We start from the raw sequence: 15739 nt of genomic DNA, 5'->3' as shown, positions 1-15739 counted from the left end.
TTTTCACGGAGTCGGCTAAGCTGTTGTCGGTGGGCGTAGACGGCAATCATCGGGCAGAACAGCGGCGCGAGCTGGCTGACAAGATTCGCAGTGACCACCAGCGCAGCACGCGGAAACTACAGATCCTGACGACCAGCATCGTGATCCTCGGCATGGTCGCGGCGGCGGGGTCCGTCTTGTGGCTCCGTGCTACCACCGCGAGCGATGAAGCCGAGGTGACCGCACCACAACATGCAACTGATGACTACGGGTTCATGTTCACGCTGGACGGCGAGGGTGAGGCTCCGACTGAGGCCACCCGCGTTGACGTCTACGAAGATTTCCTCTGTAGCACCTGCAAAGTGTTCCAGGATCGCACTGGTGCCTTTCTTACGGATCAAGCGCAGAGCGGAACCATTGCCCTGGTTTACCACCCCCTGGCATTTTTGAAGAATGAAGCGGGGGATGACTATTCCCTCCGTGCTGCCAATGCGGCAGCGTGCGTCGCCGATGTCGCCGGACCGAGTGCGTACGCCGCGATGCATGGTCTACTGCTGGTAAACCAGCCGGCCTATGACCAACCCGGACTGACCGACGAACAGCTTGCATCGTTTGCCACGGAGGTGGGCGCTACGGACGTGGCGGACTGTATCGCGGAACGAACGTTTGGGCCGTGGGTTGAGGCGGCTACGCAAGCAGCCCTTCGTGCTGACGTACACGAAACCCCGACCGTGCGGGTTGACGGAATGGGTGTTGTGAAGTCTGACGACGGTGTTGTGACGATTCCCGGCGAAGCGGAGATTCGTTTCGCGATCGAGGCACTGCGATGACGAACTCGAACGGCGATATTCCTCGGGTGTCGTGGGACGGCGGGCGATCATCTGCACCTCCGCGCCCCACTGTCGACGCTGGCACAGTGAGGCCCATGACGCTCGTCGGTCGGCCCCAGCGTCTCCTAGCCGCGATCGCGTTGGTGATTGTTGCTGTCGGGGTGCTCTTGTACTCCGCGATCACGACAGTCGCAAACTTTAGCGATGTGCACGAATCGCTCGTGACGATCATCGAGACCGAGCTCGACGAAGAATACTCCGCGGACGACATGGCGTTCGCCGCAAACCTGTTGCTCGGGGTTACCTGGTGTGGCGCGGTGCTTCTAGCCGGCATCGCCGTGCTCAGCGTATGTCTGTTGTTCGCAAAGCGCAGTCGGAGTGCACGAAACTGGTTTGTTACGACGACGATGATCTTGGTGCCAGCCACGGCTCTGACCGTCCTGTTACGTGACGCCGAGGGGCTTGACCTCCTCGCCAGCGCCGGCGGCATCCTGCTGCTGTTCGTTGCGATCGTCATCGTTCTGACGCCACGCGTCGGGGTGTGGCTACGCCAGGCCGACCACCACGAGCGCAAACCGCTCGTGAGCGCGACGACGGGTGAGTCCGCGGCCTGATTCGCAGTGCCAGCGGGCGCTATGAAGCGTTGGACGGAAGAGCCGTACGCAGAATCCAGCGTTCGATGATCTCTTCGCAGCTTCTTTCGGCGGCTTTGCACGCCCGATGGGTCGTTCGATCGAGAAGTGGATCAGCAGCGAACGCGCGCCAGCGCCGCAAGTGTGCAATTGCGACATCGCGCATCTGATGTGAAGCGTGGTCGTCTGCCGCGAGGCCGAGGCGCACATTGTCGGCTGTCCCTTGGCCGCCGAGTAGGCGTTCCAACTCCGTGAGTGCCTCCAGCGGGAGGGCATAACCGCGAGCCGCGATCCGACCGACTACCTGCATTTCCGTAAACGCTTGTGCGTTCGTGAGATGCTCATCCGTTCGGGCCAACAGTTCCGCCGAACCTGGCTTCGGGGTACGGCGAAGGAGCTCATTGACGGCAAGAACAACGGCGTGCGCCTTGAGCTCCGACTGGCGCTGTGAAAAGTTGACGTCAATAAGCCGGCGCAACTCCTCGAGACCGCTACGGCGGGTCAGTTCCGTCGCAAGCGACTCAGCGTCAGCGATTCCGCCACGAATTGCGGCGAAAGCGATGCGGATGCCATACATGCCGAAGCGATCCACCAAGTCGATACGCGTCTGTTCGTTCGGTAACCATGACTCTTTTGACGCGATGAAGTGCTCGGCGCTGAGGAGGAGATGTTCGGTGGTCTTAGGGTCGCGGTCAGCGAGATCGCGAAAGACAACGAAATCGGCCTGTCGGAGCGATGCTGCACCCATCCCCATGAGACCCGATACCGGCACGATTGCGTCACACATCGAAGCAAGATCAGGGTGTTTGCGAAGTCGATCCACAACATCGTTGATCGAGATCATGGCCGTCAGACGGCTGGATCCGACTTCGTCGGCGCGTGACAGGACAGCGATGGTTCCCATGCGCGCGGTGCCGTATCGGGTGCGCGCATTGATTTCCTGGAGATAACGCACGTCGGATTCGTGCAGCGATCGCAGGAGGTAGATGACGGCATCAGCGCCGGCGACACCATCTTCGTGAGCAAGGAACTCAGCGGTCTGGTTCGCGACGTCATGTGAGAGCGACTCGGTGCCGGGGGTGTCGATGAGAGTAATGTCACGAACTCCTGGGGCGGGCCACGTGACATCGATTCGCTCAAAGTCCTCCGCGGTGAGCCCGCCGAGGTCGAGCTCGAGGCGGCTTGATTGTCGTCGTGCGGGAACCGTCTGAACCGTGCCAGTCGTCAGCGTTCCCCGCACCGAGGGAGCGTTGCCGTAGTGATACCACGTGACGATTCGCGTGCACTCGCGTGCATCCGTCGGTGCGATGCGTTCGCCCAGCAGCCCGTTGAGAAGCGTGGATTTACCCGCCTTCACCGAGCCAACGATGGCAACCCGAAGGGGCTCATCGATTCTCGTCGCTAGACGAGTGAGCGTGCGCAGAGCCGCAGGGTCGTCGGCATACAACGCCTGAGCGGAGTCGACAATCGCGCGGGCTGAGGTGAGTCGACTATGCGGCATGGCGCACTCCGATCAGGTCATCGTCTGGGGTTTCGTCGGCAATAGTCGCTACCGTCGCACGGAGTGCAGTGAGGTTTCGAATCTCTCGAGTCAGATTCTCAACGAGCTTTTCGCGTTCGGTTTGGGGGAGCTGGACAACGTTTTTTGCCTTTGCGGCAGCCGCATTGAGCGACTTCTTGAGATCGTCGGCGACATCGATGAAGTGGTCGCGGAGCTGACGCTTAACAAAACTCATCTGATCGCGAGCATCCTTACTGACCTGGAAAATCGTCTCATCGATGAGCTTGCGGACCGCATTTCGTGCTTCGGCGCGACGCTGCTCGAGCCGTTGACGCGAGTCGTTTCGGTAGGCGAAGCCGCCCATAACGACGCCGGCTGCCAGCGAAATAGGGTTGACCAGCGCCATGCCAGCGACCGTGGTCATCAATCCAAACATGAGCACGCCGCCGTATGACCCCTTCAGCCCGATCATGAACTTTTGGCCGAGAGAGAGCGAACCTGGGTTCACCGGGTCAAGCCCATCGAGACTGCCGACAACGCCGTCAATATCGCCGAGCGCCAGGTCTGGCACCGCAGCACGACCTTCGAGCGCGAAGTGTTGCGCGACCAGGTCGGCGAGGTGTTTACTGCGCTGATGCGTCCACACAAAGTTGTCGGAAACAGCTTGCGTGACGGAATCAGCGAGCCAATCGCCCATGGCATCCCATGAATTGCCGGGATCACTCGCCTGGATGAGCTCCTCGGCATCACGACCCACCGTGCGCAACCGGTCACGAAGGTCAAATTCCGTATCGGTGACCAGGTCACCAGCCCCGTCGGACAGCGTCTGCTGCCAGCGTGCTGACTTCTCCATGAGTTGGCGTGCCTGCGCTTCTGAGCTTTGTAGCTCGCGGATCACCGCCTGACCTTGATTGGCGCTCGTAAGCGCGTGAAGTTGGCTCTGCAGGTCGATTTCGATGAGCTGGATCGCCGAGAGTAACTCGCGGGCGGCGATTCGTTGGCGCGATGCGCGTACTTCGGCTTTGACGTTGTTCTGCAAGTATGCGCTGACTTCGTCGATGCGTGATTCTGCTCGCCACGCGGGCTCGGAATGATGATTAGCGAGCGTACGCAGGAGCGCAGAGGTTGCGAAGAGCGGAACCTCAAGTTTTGCGTTGCGGAGGTGGCTGGCATTGACCGCAACGATGTCGCGCCATTGCTGTTGCATGTCGGTTTTGGTGATCACGCAGATCATCCGATCGCACAGTGCTGTTGCCTGCTTCACAAACGTGATTTCTGGTTCCGTCAGCTCCTGGGTCGCATCTGTAACCATGATGGCGACGTCGGCCTGAGGCAGGAGAGTGAGGTTGGTCGACGTGCGCGCCTGGGCGCGGCCAGCGCCCGGAGTGTCGACAAAGGTGAAACCGGCGGCGAGGATGGGGCGCGGGAGTGTAACTTCGGCGCGGACGCTACCGATGAGACCGATTTCACCAGCGAGGTCTGTGACGTGCTGGCGGAGCAGCGCCGGATCGATGTCGGTGCGGAGGGCGTCGTGTTCTCGGCTGATTTCGGTCACGACTGTCGCCGTGGTCCTTTCGCCCCAGCTGACGACGGTGGGTACAGATGTGGCGATGACATCATCGACCGGGCACACGGGGGCATCGACGATCGCGTTGACGAGTGCGCTCTTTCCCTGTTTGAACTGGCCAACCACGACCACGCGCACCGCGTCATTGGAGAGGATTTCGAGGGCAGAATCAATTGTCGGATGCACGTCGCGGCGGCCGTGCTGTGTGGCGAGTGCGCGGAGTCGTGACGCGACCGATTCCAGGACTTCCCGGGATGGTGGTGGGGTTGGGTGTGTCATCAAACTCCTCGATGAAGTACAAAACGCGCGCGGCGAGTTACACACGAGTGCGGTACCGGCAAACGGGGGGAAGGCCGGTACCGCACTCGCGCAGGGGCCAGCGGACGTTGTGCGAGTCCGCTGGAGCTCGGTGGTTATCCGCCGTACGTGTAGTCGTAGTCGTTTACCACGGTGTTCGTGTCGCTGCTGCTGTCGACAACCGAGTTTCCGGATCCTGATTCGTTGTAGTCACCGTAGGAGCTTCCGCCGCCCTGCTCGTAGAAGTCGCCTCCGACAGAGTTGTCTTCGTACGTGTAGGTGTAGTCGGTCGTGTCGCCACCCGTGTAGGAGTTGTCGTCGACCGTGGTGGTGTCACCGCCCGTGTACGAGTGGTCGTCGGTGATGGTGGTATCGCCGCCGGTGTAGGAGTTGTCATCCGTGATGGTGGTATCGCCGCCGGTGTAGGAGTTGTCATCCGTGATGGTGGTGTCGCCGACGGTGGATGAGTGGTCGTCGGTGATGGTGGTGTCGCCGACGGTGGATGAGTGGTCGTCGGTGATGGTGGTGTCGCCGACGGTGGATGAGTGGTCATCCGTGATCGTGGTGTCGCCGACGGTCGAGGAATTGTCCTGCGACAGGTCCACGGCGATGTTGCCCACAGTGATGGACTCATCGTTGTTCTCGGTGATGACGACAGTGTTGCCGGAGTCCGCCGTGTTGTTCGAGTTGCGGTTATCGGTGTTGCCGATGCCGCCGACGTTGGAACCGTTCTCCCAGTAGTCGCCGCCGACATAGTCGTTCTGAGACGAATCGACATCGCCGACCGTGCTGGAGTTGTCGGAGTTGTCCGAGTTGTCGACCGTGACATCGCCAACATTGATGGATTCATCAACGATCGCGGCGTTGCCAGTGTTTTCAGCGTTGTTCTGGTTGCCGCCAACGGTGGTGGAGCTGTCCTGCGAGAGGTCGATGTCACCTACGGTCGTGGTGTTGCCGGTGTTTTCGGCTGCGTTGTTGTTGCCGCCGATCGAGGTGGAGTTGTCTTGCGACAGGTCGACATCGCCGATCGTGGTCGACTCATCGTGCACCGTCGAATTGCCGGTGTTCTCGGCCGCGTTGTTGTTGCCGCCGATCGAAACCGAGTTGTCGTTGCCGGTGTTTTCAGCGTTGTTCTGGTTGCCGCCGACCGAGACGGAGTTGTCATTCCCGGTGTTCTCAGCCTCGTTGTTGTTGCCGCCGACCTTATCGCCTGCTGACAGATTGTCGCCACCAGCGATGACGCCGTTGTCTTGCGCAATGCTCTGGTCGCCGCCAAGGGCAAGGTTGCCGTCGCCCTGGTTCTGAATAATGTCGCGGCCGGCGGCGTGCGCGTCGTCTGCTGCAATGGTGTTGCCATCACCGAGCACGAGCGGGTCATCGGTGTGGAGATCGCCGCCGATGGCCAAGCCGCCGTCGCTGGCAAACGCCTGGCGGACGTCGCCTGTCGTCCAGATGTTCTGCACGACGCCGCTGTTGTCGTAGTTGCTGACGGCGATGTTCTTAACGATGTGCTGAATCATTTCCGCGGGTGCGGCCGATCCGCTGTAGCTGATTGCAACGGCGCCAGGTGCCGAGTTCGCGATGAGCGGGGTGATGGCGTCAACATCCGCGCATGACACGTTTGAGAGGCCGGCGGCCGCCATGGCACCCGTCGGATCTTGGGAGAATGCTTCGGCCTGCGCTGGGTTTCCCAGCAGGCTCAGGATGAAGCGCAACAATTCGGCTGATGTAACAGACACGGTGCTTCCTTACGTTGTTGTTCCAGCTCACGTCGCTGGAAATCTCTACAACCATACGAATTGGTTTGAGTCCATAGGAAGGGGGGAGTTCCCCCTTCTTCCGCCCCTATGGTTCCGTCGGGGAGTGCCGACTCGATCGAGGAGGATTAGGGGATGGATTAGGGGATTTCAAGCATCGCGTCAGGCATTCCTGCTGAATATTCCGCGTCTTTCCGCGATATTCTGCTGATTGGGGACACTGGTGCTCATCGCGGTGTGCATCAGCCGTCAAGGTCCAGAACGAATACGGGGAAGAACTCATGGTTGCTATCGAGGTTGGTGCGACTGGCATCATCGAGGACAGCGGGGCGCCGGTAGAGGTCGGTACCATGCTCGACCGCGACCTGCTGCTGCGTGTCACCACCGGGCGGGCACGAGTGACGGTGCTCGGCGACGACGTCGACACGTTGTGCGCAGCGGAGCAGTTTTTCGGAGTTGTAGAAAGCACGTTGTCGCGCTTCGCAATGGATCAGGAATCTACGGCTCTCGTCTTGCCAGCGTGGTGGAACGCGCGGGTGCGAAACGACATGATGATGCGCCTTGCGGCGATCGATCCTGCGGTCGAGATATTTGATGATGCCTCGTCGGCCGTCGCTGAGTATGCCGCCGAGATCGGCGCGGTTCGTGACACGATCGCCGTGGTGAGTCTGCGTGCGGCGCAGAGCAGCGTCGTCATCGTCGAGAACTGCCGGACGAACCCGGTCACTTCGATGTCCCCAGCGCTCATCCATGATGAAGGCGGCGATGATCTTGACGCTGCCGTGCTACGCCATCTCCTCACGAGTCTCGCCTCCATCGACAATGTCGATGTCGCGACGAATGCGATGTCGACGTCTGCAGTGCTGCGTCAGTGCTGCGATGTACGGGAATCACTTTCGGAGGCAGCTACGGAGAGCATCCAGCTCGAGATCCCCGGCGTCACTGACGCCGTTCGTCTGGTGCGCAGCGAGATGGAAGAGATCGCACGCCCGTGGGTTGACGATGTTGTGCGCATGGTCGTTTCCGCGCTCGAGCTTTACGGTATGCCCGTCGATGCTCTCCTCCTCACCGGAGGAGTCGCCGCGATGCCGCTGGTGAGTCAGCGACTTTCGGCCGATATTGGCATTGAAGTTTTCCTTCCTTCGGAACCGGCGCTTGTGGCTGTCCGCGGTGCGGAGCGGCTTCGTAGGCGCGAAGAACTCGGTCGGCAATCGCGCGCAACGCGCGATCTGCGTGGCCGGATGCGCGCGCTGCTGACGCAACAGCGCAGTTGGCGCCGGCGTTCCGCTCCTGAGCGGGCGAAGACTCAGATCACCGCATCCGAGGCGGTACAGCACCCCCAGTGGCGTGACGAGCCGCAAGAAGTTGACCTTGAGGATGTGTTCGCCGCGGCGTTGCTCAGCGAGCCAGCTATCGAGATCGACAATGCCGTGCATGGGCGCGACGATGCGGATGTAGCCGATTCGATGGGGGCGCGACGATGACGCCTGATACTGAACTCGACGAGGTGTTGTCGGGTGCCGATGCCGCCGAGTGCGCCCGCAATGATCTCCTTCTCCACATCGCCATTTCCAACCCCACAGATGCGGATGAGCTCTCGCGACGTCTCGCACGACCGAAGCGCGACGTGCATGACGACATTAAGTCGCTCCTGCGCGATGGCACTGCGTACGTATACGCCGGGTCGTTGCGCACCCAACTCGCACCACGCATCATTGCCGCTGCTCCGGCGGAGCGCATCCGCGAAATACATGACCAGGTGCTTGCCGAATTGTTGTCGCAACCGAGCCCGCGTTCCGGAGTGCTCATCGCGCTCGTAGATTCGGGATGCACTGATCATCGGCTCCTGCCCATGCTGATTCGGAGACTCGCAGAAGATGAGCATCATGCCGCAGTGCGCGGCGCCGTGATGCAATTGGCCCGATCGCTGCGGTTGACAGAGCAGGAGGTGCTCCTGCGGCGCGCGCAGGATGCGTCATTCTCGGGCTCACCCGATCAAGTTCTCGGCTTCACAGATGGGCTGATCACGAATCGCATTAGCGACGTTTCACAACCCGCTGCAGTTCTCGCGGCAGGCGCATATATCCGCAGCGGGCGGCTTGACCGCGCCAGTGCACTGCTCACCCACGTGGGTCGCGAATCGATCGGCCACGATGCCGCTTGGGCTGTCGTCGCGACGCTCGGGCAGGGTGACCCCGTCGCGGCGTTAGCGTGGGCTGATGCGATGCCTGCTGGGGGCGTGACAAGCCTGTCTGCGGGTCTCGCGGAATTGTCGCGGGCACTCGTCACGAGCGTGCGCGCCAATGGACATGGCGCGATCGATATGCTTGCGCGCTCTGTCCAAACACTGGTGCCGTTGGGTGCTTCGGTCCTCCTCCCGGAGACGCCTGCTGCCCTCGCCGCCATTCTTGCGATGGGGCGAGGCGAGCCGCAGACCGCACAAGTGTTCTTGGAGCGCGCCCTCGGCGCTGACCTCGGCGGCAGCGCATCGCGCCCGCGTCATCAATTGCTCTTGGGGTGGGCGTTGATGTTGCAAGGGCAGCTCGCGGCGGCTGAAAAAGCCGCGGATCTCGTTGCGGAACCGCGTGGCTTGGGTGAGCGGGAGCACCTTCTTTATTGGTGCCTCATGGCTGGTATTTCTCGACGTCGCGCCGACGCCACTGCCTTGCGAGATGCCTGGCAGGAAATTCGAGGGCTCACACTGGGTATGAGTATGAGCCTGTTTGACCTGCTGCCGGTTGGCGAAATGCTGGTGACTGCCGTGCGCATGCGCGAGCCAGAACGGGCGCAAGAAATCTTCCACGACATTTCTGCGATGTTGACGCGGGCGGGTGATCCTATTGCCTGGTCAGCCCCATTTCACTGGCATGCCGTGCAGGCGGCATTTCAGTCAAACGACACAGCCATGTTGCTCGCCCCGGCGAACGCGCTCGCTACGGCGGCCACGGCGAGTGCGTACGCCGCGACCTTGGCCCAAGCAGGAAACACCTGGCTAAACATTCTGCGCGATGAGATTGACTATAACGCTGTCGAGGTGAGCGTACGCGCTCTCGCGAGTCACGGCCACACCTGGGATGCGGCGCGGTTGGCTGGCCATGCCGCCCTACAACACCCCGAACGTGATGGGGCGCTGGCTATGATGCAGCTGGCGCGTGAAGTCGACAGAAGCCAGGCGCGGCACACGAAGGTCGTTCCACAAACCTCCGCGCTCACCGCCCGCGAAGTCGACGTTGCGCGACTCGTTCTGGATGGTCACGGGTACCGCATGATTGGCGAACAGCTATTCATTTCTCCTAAAACCGTTGAGCATCATGTCGCGCGAATTCGCGGGCGTCTGGGCGCGACGAGTCGTGGAGAACTTCTCGAAATGCTTCACAACGAAATCGCGAAGCTGGGCTGACCCCACGTTCTTGCCTGCTACGAGAACGGGCTCGCATCCGTCGCGTCGCGGAAACGCCGGCTCACTTCGCCGCGCGAAGTCAGCCGAAGCTTTCGGAGGATATTTGATACATGTGTGCGCACGGTCGTTACCGACACGACGAGCGACTCTGCGATTTGGCTGTTTGAGCGGCCCTTGATCAGGTGCGGCACAATCTGCTGTTCTCGTTCTGTGAGCAGGGCGAGGAGACGGTCAGGCCCATCCGATGGATTGCCAACGGGGCTGTGCTTGGCAAGGAGCGAAGCGACGCGCGGCAGGTAGCTATTTGCGCCGAGGGCGTTGAGAGCTGCATGGCTCGCGGTGAGTGTTTTGACCGCCAATTCCGTCTCGCCCTGCTGCAGAAGAAAGGCACCAAAATCTGCAAGGGTCAGCGCGTGCGGGAGCGGGAAGTCCTTCTGCATGGCGGCGGATTCAAAATACCAGCGCGCGGTCTTGGCGTCTCCGGTGTGCTGCGCGAGACGGGCACGAAGCCAGTCCAGGCTGCCCCAGGCCTCATGCCACCGCATGCCCTGCCAGCCCTCAAGCTGTGTGATGAGCTCGCGAGCCTCGTCATAGGCGCCTGTCGATATGAGCGCGTTAACGCGATAAGTGAGGAAGCCGTGCCGTGTGTTGACGAGTCGTCCGACCCAGGTGCTGGAGCTCGCTTCCAGAATAGCTTCGTGGTTGCCGCGGGCGCGTGCGAGTTCGCATTCCGCGATGACCAATAGATCTGGGCCGTATGCTTCCCACGGAATGTCCTTTTGGCGGCGTGCTCGCTCGAGGTAGAACTCCGGCTTATCGCCGCCCATGACGGCAGCGATGAACACTCTCAGCGCTGACCAGGTAAATCGGGTCTCCACGTCCATGGTTGTGAAAGAGACCTGTTCCGTCACTGCCATCAGTTCAGCGGCATCGCCATAGGAGCCCTGCAGAACAAGGCAGTCACCGAGGATGAGGCGCGCAGTGCTCGCTGCCCAGGGCTGTCCGACCCGCTCCAGAAGGTCAACGCTGAATTGAGCCATTTCGCGCGCACCATCGATGTCTCCGATGGATTGCTTAGCGCCTGCGATGGACACCGCGGCATCGACCTTGGCGGTGCTGTCTGGCAGAGCCCTCACCCGTTCTGTGAGCTGGGGGAGCGCTTCTGAGACTGCATCGATCCGGGTCGCGAACTGGTCTTGCACCATCTGGTACGAGTCGAGCACGGCGGTGTTCCCGTCGGGGTCAATCATCCAACCCAGCCTCTTGTCAGTCAGGTCGGCCTCGCTCTGTGGCCCGCTTGCGATGAGATTCTTCGCGTGCGCAATGAGATGCGGCACAGCTGCGCGATCGGGGCTCCGCATCGTCAGAATCACCATCATGAAAGCGAAGAAGCCGATTGCGGCGTGGTCATCGGCGCTCTGCGGTGGCGTCATCAGGAGCCGTTGCGCGCGTTCCATGGGCACGTGCTCACGAAACTTGTGGGCCGCCAAAACGATGACGATGAGCTCGCGGAGCGGCGTGTACTCAAGCTCCTCGATTTCGGGCAGGAGATCGAGCATCAGGAAGGCTGTCTTCGCCTGCAAATGCACGAGTGCAAGTGACTCGAGAACGTGTGCGCGCATGTCCGCGCTATCGGCGAGGTCGAGAGCAACACGAAGCACATCTGTGGCGTGCGCGGTTGCGCCTCGCCGTGCGGCATCGTGAACGAACTGGTCGACGTGTGAGAGGAGTTGCGGTGTCCACTCTTCGGCGCCCAAGAGCGCGTGTCGCACTGATGCATAGCCCGACGTCACGCCCGCGAGGGCGCGGAGGATGGCGCGACGCCGCTCCGGGGAGACGGTGTCATTGACTGCCTGTGCGAGGAGCGCGTGTTGAGGCAAAGTCGCGGTTCCGAACGCGGAGTTGATAAGGACCCCGGCGCTCACGGCCGCATTGAGATCAACTGTTTCGCCGAGGAAATGAGCCGTAGCGTTGACGGCATCGGCAGAAATTTCGTGACCGGCGAGACACACGATTTCTACTGCGCGGCGTGCCTCCGCGGGGAGATTAGTGACCGGGCGCAGGAGAGCATTACTGTGTGAAATGAGGGTGCGGATGGGAGTGTCCCATCCCAAGTGAAGCCGGGAGATCTCAGCTTCCGTCAGAGCGCTCAGGATGCCTTCGAGTGCAAAAAAAGTTCCGTTCGACTCGGCAAGAAGAAATTGTGCGATGTCCGGCGAGATGCTTGCGCCTAATCGTTCCGCGGCATAGGCAGCAACGTCGGCTACCTTGAGCGGCGCGAGCGCATAGTGAAGATCGCCGGGGTTTTCAGCCGTGAGTCTCGAGAGAAAAGCCCCAAACGAATCATCAACGTAGGGGGTGCGTACACCGAAGGCGAGCGTGACTCGACGCCGGGTGACACGGGGAATGAGATAGCGCAGCACGCGTTGTGACTCGGAGTCGATCCAGTGCGCGTCGTCGATGATGATGAGGTGTGACGGATCATCGGTTTCGGGCGTGAGTCGTGTGACGCATTCGCGTGCGAGCGCAATTGGTTCCGTCGTCGCTTGAGGGACAAAGTGCCAGTCGGCGACACCGCTGCTTTCGACGAGTCGCTCGATGAAACTGTACGGTTCATCGCTTTCGATCTCGTCGGCGCGCACATACGATACCCGCCCAAAGTTTGCGGCCGTGGCAGCACTACCGAGAGCGCGAAGAAGGTATGTCTTGCCCATGCCAGCAAGCCCGTCGACGAGTAGTGTCATGCTCGGTTGAGTTTGCACCGCAATGAGCGCATCGGCCACCATGCGATCACGGGTGTGCTGCGGGGGAACCGCATGTTCCTGCTGAGTCAGTTTTCGGACGCTGCTCATAATATGATTTCCTCCCGTTTAAATCCCCATCGATATTCTAGGGTCTGCTCGGGCCGGTGGGCCGTGGATTTTCCCTCTCGACGGTGACGGTGATGCGCATCTGCGCGCGGTATTTGCGTTACCAATGTCGGCGCCCACTGGTAGGTTTTTCTCGTGCCAGAAGCAGTTATTTCAGCGCGGAACCTGCGCAAGACTTACGCCGTGAAGGGTAAGCCTGAGTTCGTCGCGGTTGACGATCTCACCTTCGACGTCGCCCCGGGTGAATCCTTTGGCCTTCTCGGCCCGAACGGCGCCGGCAAATCGACGACGATGAAGATGATCGGGGCGGTATCGACCCGCACGGCCGGCGACCTTGAGATTCTCGGTCTCGATCCCAATCAATACGGCCCGGAGATCCGCTCTCGCCTCGGCGTGGTTCCGCAGGCTGACAATCTCGATGCTGAACTCAACGTTCGCGAAAACCTCTATATGTACGGCCGCTACTTCGGGTTTTCCGGGGCCGAGTGCCGTCGCAAGGCCGAAGAGCTGCTCGCCTTCGCGCAGCTCGAAGACAAAGCGAAGGCCAAGGTCGATCACCTCTCAGGCGGCATGAAGCGCCGCCTGACGATCGCCCGCGGTCTCATCAACGACCCGCGCATTCTGCTGCTCGACGAGCCGACAACGGGTCTTGATCCTCAGGCGCGTCACGTGCTGTGGGATCGCCTGTTCCGGTTGAAAGAACGCGGAACCACGCTGGTACTGACAACGCACTATATGGATGAAGCGGAGCAGTTGTGCGACCGCCTCATTGTGGTCGACCAGGGTGCGATCATGGCCGAGGGGTCGCCCGCGTCACTCATTCGCGAATACTCGAGTCGTGAGGTGTTGGAGGTGCGCTTTGGTTCTGACAAGAACTCGGAGATCGCGCCCCAGCTCGACGGCATTGGCGACCGCGTTGACGTGCTGCCCGACCGCATTCTGATCTACACAAACGATGGCGACGCGGCGCTGAACCGCATCATCGAACTCGGGCACCACCCGCTCACGTCGCTCGTGCGTCGTTCCAGCCTGGAAGACGTGTTCTTGCGCCTCACCGGAAGATCGCTGATCGAATGAGTACGACGGTTCAGCACCCGAGCCTCGACGAGCTCCGGGCCGAGGCCATTGCCGCCGCGCGCAAGCCGCGGGCGCTCGGTTGGTATTACGTCTTCGAGCACATGGTTCGCGCCATGCGCGCCTACGGCTGGACGATCGTGGCGAGCGGCCTCGGCCAACCCCTGCTTTACCTGTTTGGTCTGGCGCTGGGCCTAGCCGCGATCATCTCGGCACCCGTTCAAGACGGTGACATTGCCGTGCGCTATCTCGTGTTCGTCGCGCCGGCACTCATCGCGTCGGCTGCCGTTGCCGTGGTCACCGAAGAGATGACGTACCCGGTGATGAGCGGTTTCAAGTGGCGCCGCTACTTCTACGGCTTCTCCGCATCGCCGATCTCCAGCGCGCAAATCGCCACCGGTGTTGCGCTTGCTCCCATGGCACGCGTGCTCACAGCCGTGGTTCCGTATTACGTGATTGTGTGGCTTTTCGGCGGCGTGGAGACACCAGTGACCGGGTGGCTTGCGATCGGTGCCGGCGTGCTTGCCGGCCTCGCGTTCGGTCTGCCGCTCATGGCCTACGCCGCAAGCATTGAAGATGACAAGGGCCAGTTCGCACTCGTGCAGCGATTCATCTTCATGCCGATGTTCTTGTTCTCGGGCACCTTTTATCCGCTGTCGAATCTCGACTGGTGGCTCGCCTGGATCGGCTGGATTTCGCCGCTCTGGCACGCGTCAGAGCTCGGCCGCATGGCGATGTACGGCAAACCCGTTGGCGATGGCATGATGTGGATTCACCTCGGCTACCTCGTTCTGTTGAGCGCTGTCGGCTACCTCATGGCACGGCGCATTTTCGCAAGGAGGCTTGCGAAATGACGATGACAGACTCCGGAACCACGCGCCGCGCTGGCAGTGTGCGCGCGCTGTGGGCGGGCAACCCGCTGGCCGTCGTGCAACGGGGGCTGATCGCGGCACGGTCGTCGAGTTGGGCCGTCGTGCTGTCGGGCTTCTTCGAGCCGGTGTTCTACCTGCTGTCGCTCGGCATCGGGCTCGGTGGCATGATCAACGCGATCACGCTCGCCGACGGCACCGAGGTGAGCTACGCGGCGTTCATTGCGCCCGCGCTGCTCGCCGTCAGCGCGATGAACGGGGCGATCTACGACTCGACGTGGAACGTGTTCTTCAAACTCAACTACGGCAAGCTCTACGAGGGCATGTTAGCGACATCTCTCGGCCCGCTGGACGTTGCCCTGGGCGAGATCATGTATGCGATGCTGCGGGGTCTCGTCTACGCGAGCGGCTTCCTGATCATCATGCAGGTTGGCGGGTTGAACCTGTCGTGGACGGCCGTGCTGGCGCTGCCCGCCGTGCTGCTGATCGCGTTCGGCTTCGCGAGCCTCGGCATGGCGGTGACGAGCTACATGAAGACCTTCCAGCACATGGACTGGATCGCCATGGTGTTATTGCCGATGTTCTTGTTCTCGGCCACCCTGTTTCCGATCACGAACTATCCGGAGTGGGTGCAGGGCGTCATCCAGGCCTTCCCGCTGTGGCACGGTGTTGAGCTCATCCGTGGCCTCACGACCGGTGCGGTGCATGTGGGCATGCTGTGGCATGTGCTGTACTACGTCGTCATGATTGCGGTCGGTCTGGTCTTCACGACGAAACGACTGCGCGCGCTGTTCCTCGACTGAGCAGGCGAAAACACCAAGGCGGGCTGTCACGGTGTGTGAACTGCTCCCCGGAAGTTGGACTGAGAAATCAGATACCAATTTTCGGGGAGTTTTTCTATGCGTGCACGTTCCGCACTTTCACCCAAGCAACGCGAACTCGCAGTCGGATGCTTTGAGGAGG

The 15739-nt window shown here is 61.2% G+C and carries 11 protein-coding genes; 7 read left to right on the top strand and 4 right to left on the bottom strand.

All coding sequences use genetic code 11. The features are described from left to right. Window positions 1–29: 29 nt before the first annotated feature. Window positions 30–809: a DsbA family protein gene (locus ACQUSY_RS11655; protein WP_428904645.1), complete on the top strand. Its 780-nt coding sequence runs from the start codon at window positions 30–32 to the stop codon at window positions 807–809. Then, window positions 806–1423, top strand: a complete 618-nt coding sequence (locus ACQUSY_RS11650) for a hypothetical protein (protein WP_428904644.1) — start codon at window positions 806–808, stop codon at window positions 1421–1423. Before ACQUSY_RS11655 ends, ACQUSY_RS11650 begins: the two co-directional genes overlap by 4 nt. A 19-nt stretch (window positions 1424–1442) precedes the next feature. Here the strand turns inward: ACQUSY_RS11650 and ACQUSY_RS11645 are convergent, their stop codons facing one another. The 3 genes from ACQUSY_RS11645 to ACQUSY_RS11635 all read right to left on the bottom strand — a co-directional run bounded on the left by ACQUSY_RS11645 (window position 1443) and on the right by ACQUSY_RS11635 (window position 6545). Continuing rightward, entirely contained in the window at window positions 1443–2942 is a 1500-nt protein-coding gene (locus tag ACQUSY_RS11645; protein ID WP_428904643.1) for a dynamin family protein, read from the bottom strand. After that, window positions 2932–4788 (bottom strand): dynamin family protein, encoded by a 1857-nt coding sequence (locus tag ACQUSY_RS11640; RefSeq protein ID WP_428904642.1) that lies wholly within the window; start codon window positions 4786–4788, stop codon window positions 2932–2934. Before ACQUSY_RS11640 ends, ACQUSY_RS11645 begins: the two co-directional genes overlap by 11 nt. Before the next feature lie 134 nt (window positions 4789–4922). Then, window positions 4923–6545, bottom strand: a complete 1623-nt coding sequence (locus ACQUSY_RS11635) for an IniB N-terminal domain-containing protein (RefSeq protein WP_428904641.1) — start codon at window positions 6543–6545, stop codon at window positions 4923–4925. Between the two features lie 299 nt (window positions 6546–6844). Here ACQUSY_RS11635 and ACQUSY_RS11630 point away from each other — a divergent pair, with 299 nt between their 5' ends. Both ACQUSY_RS11630 and ACQUSY_RS11625 read left to right on the top strand, forming a co-directional pair. Continuing rightward, a complete protein-coding gene (locus ACQUSY_RS11630) occupies window positions 6845–8047 on the top strand; it encodes an Hsp70 family protein (protein WP_428904640.1) in 1203 nt (400 codons plus the stop codon). Next, on the top strand, window positions 8044–9963 hold the full coding sequence (locus ACQUSY_RS11625) for a LuxR C-terminal-related transcriptional regulator (RefSeq protein ID WP_428904639.1): 1920 nt from the start codon (window positions 8044–8046) through the stop codon (window positions 9961–9963). The genes ACQUSY_RS11630 and ACQUSY_RS11625 overlap by 4 nt, the downstream gene beginning before the upstream one ends. Window positions 9964–9980: 17 nt before the next feature. Here ACQUSY_RS11625 and ACQUSY_RS11620 read toward each other — a convergent pair whose 3' ends face one another. Next, entirely contained in the window at window positions 9981–12749 is a 2769-nt protein-coding gene (locus tag ACQUSY_RS11620; RefSeq protein WP_428904663.1) for a helix-turn-helix transcriptional regulator, read from the bottom strand. Window positions 12750–12968: 219 nt separating this feature from the next. On the opposite strand from ACQUSY_RS11620, the gene ACQUSY_RS11615 reads away from it, so the two are divergent. The 3 genes from ACQUSY_RS11615 to ACQUSY_RS11605 are packed head-to-tail and all read left to right on the top strand — an operon-like array spanning window position 12969 to window position 15579. Then, on the top strand, window positions 12969–13910 hold the full coding sequence (locus ACQUSY_RS11615; RefSeq protein WP_428904638.1) for an ABC transporter ATP-binding protein: 942 nt from the start codon (window positions 12969–12971) through the stop codon (window positions 13908–13910). Beyond that, entirely contained in the window at window positions 13907–14761 is an 855-nt protein-coding gene (locus ACQUSY_RS11610) for an ABC transporter permease (protein ID WP_428904637.1), read from the top strand. Before ACQUSY_RS11615 ends, ACQUSY_RS11610 begins: the two co-directional genes overlap by 4 nt. Then, the gene (locus tag ACQUSY_RS11605) at window positions 14758–15579 is read left to right on the top strand and encodes an ABC transporter permease (protein ID WP_428904636.1); all 822 of its coding nucleotides are present in this window, start codon (window positions 14758–14760) and stop codon (window positions 15577–15579) included. Before ACQUSY_RS11610 ends, ACQUSY_RS11605 begins: the two co-directional genes overlap by 4 nt. Window positions 15580–15739 lie beyond the last annotated feature (160 nt).

Origin of the sequence: Microbacterium daqui, assembly GCF_050408675.1 — a bacterium.
Classification (GTDB): domain Bacteria; phylum Actinomycetota; class Actinomycetes; order Actinomycetales; family Microbacteriaceae; genus Microbacterium.
The sequence above is the reverse complement of the archived record's forward strand: the minus strand, read 5'-3'. Positions and strand labels throughout refer to the sequence as shown.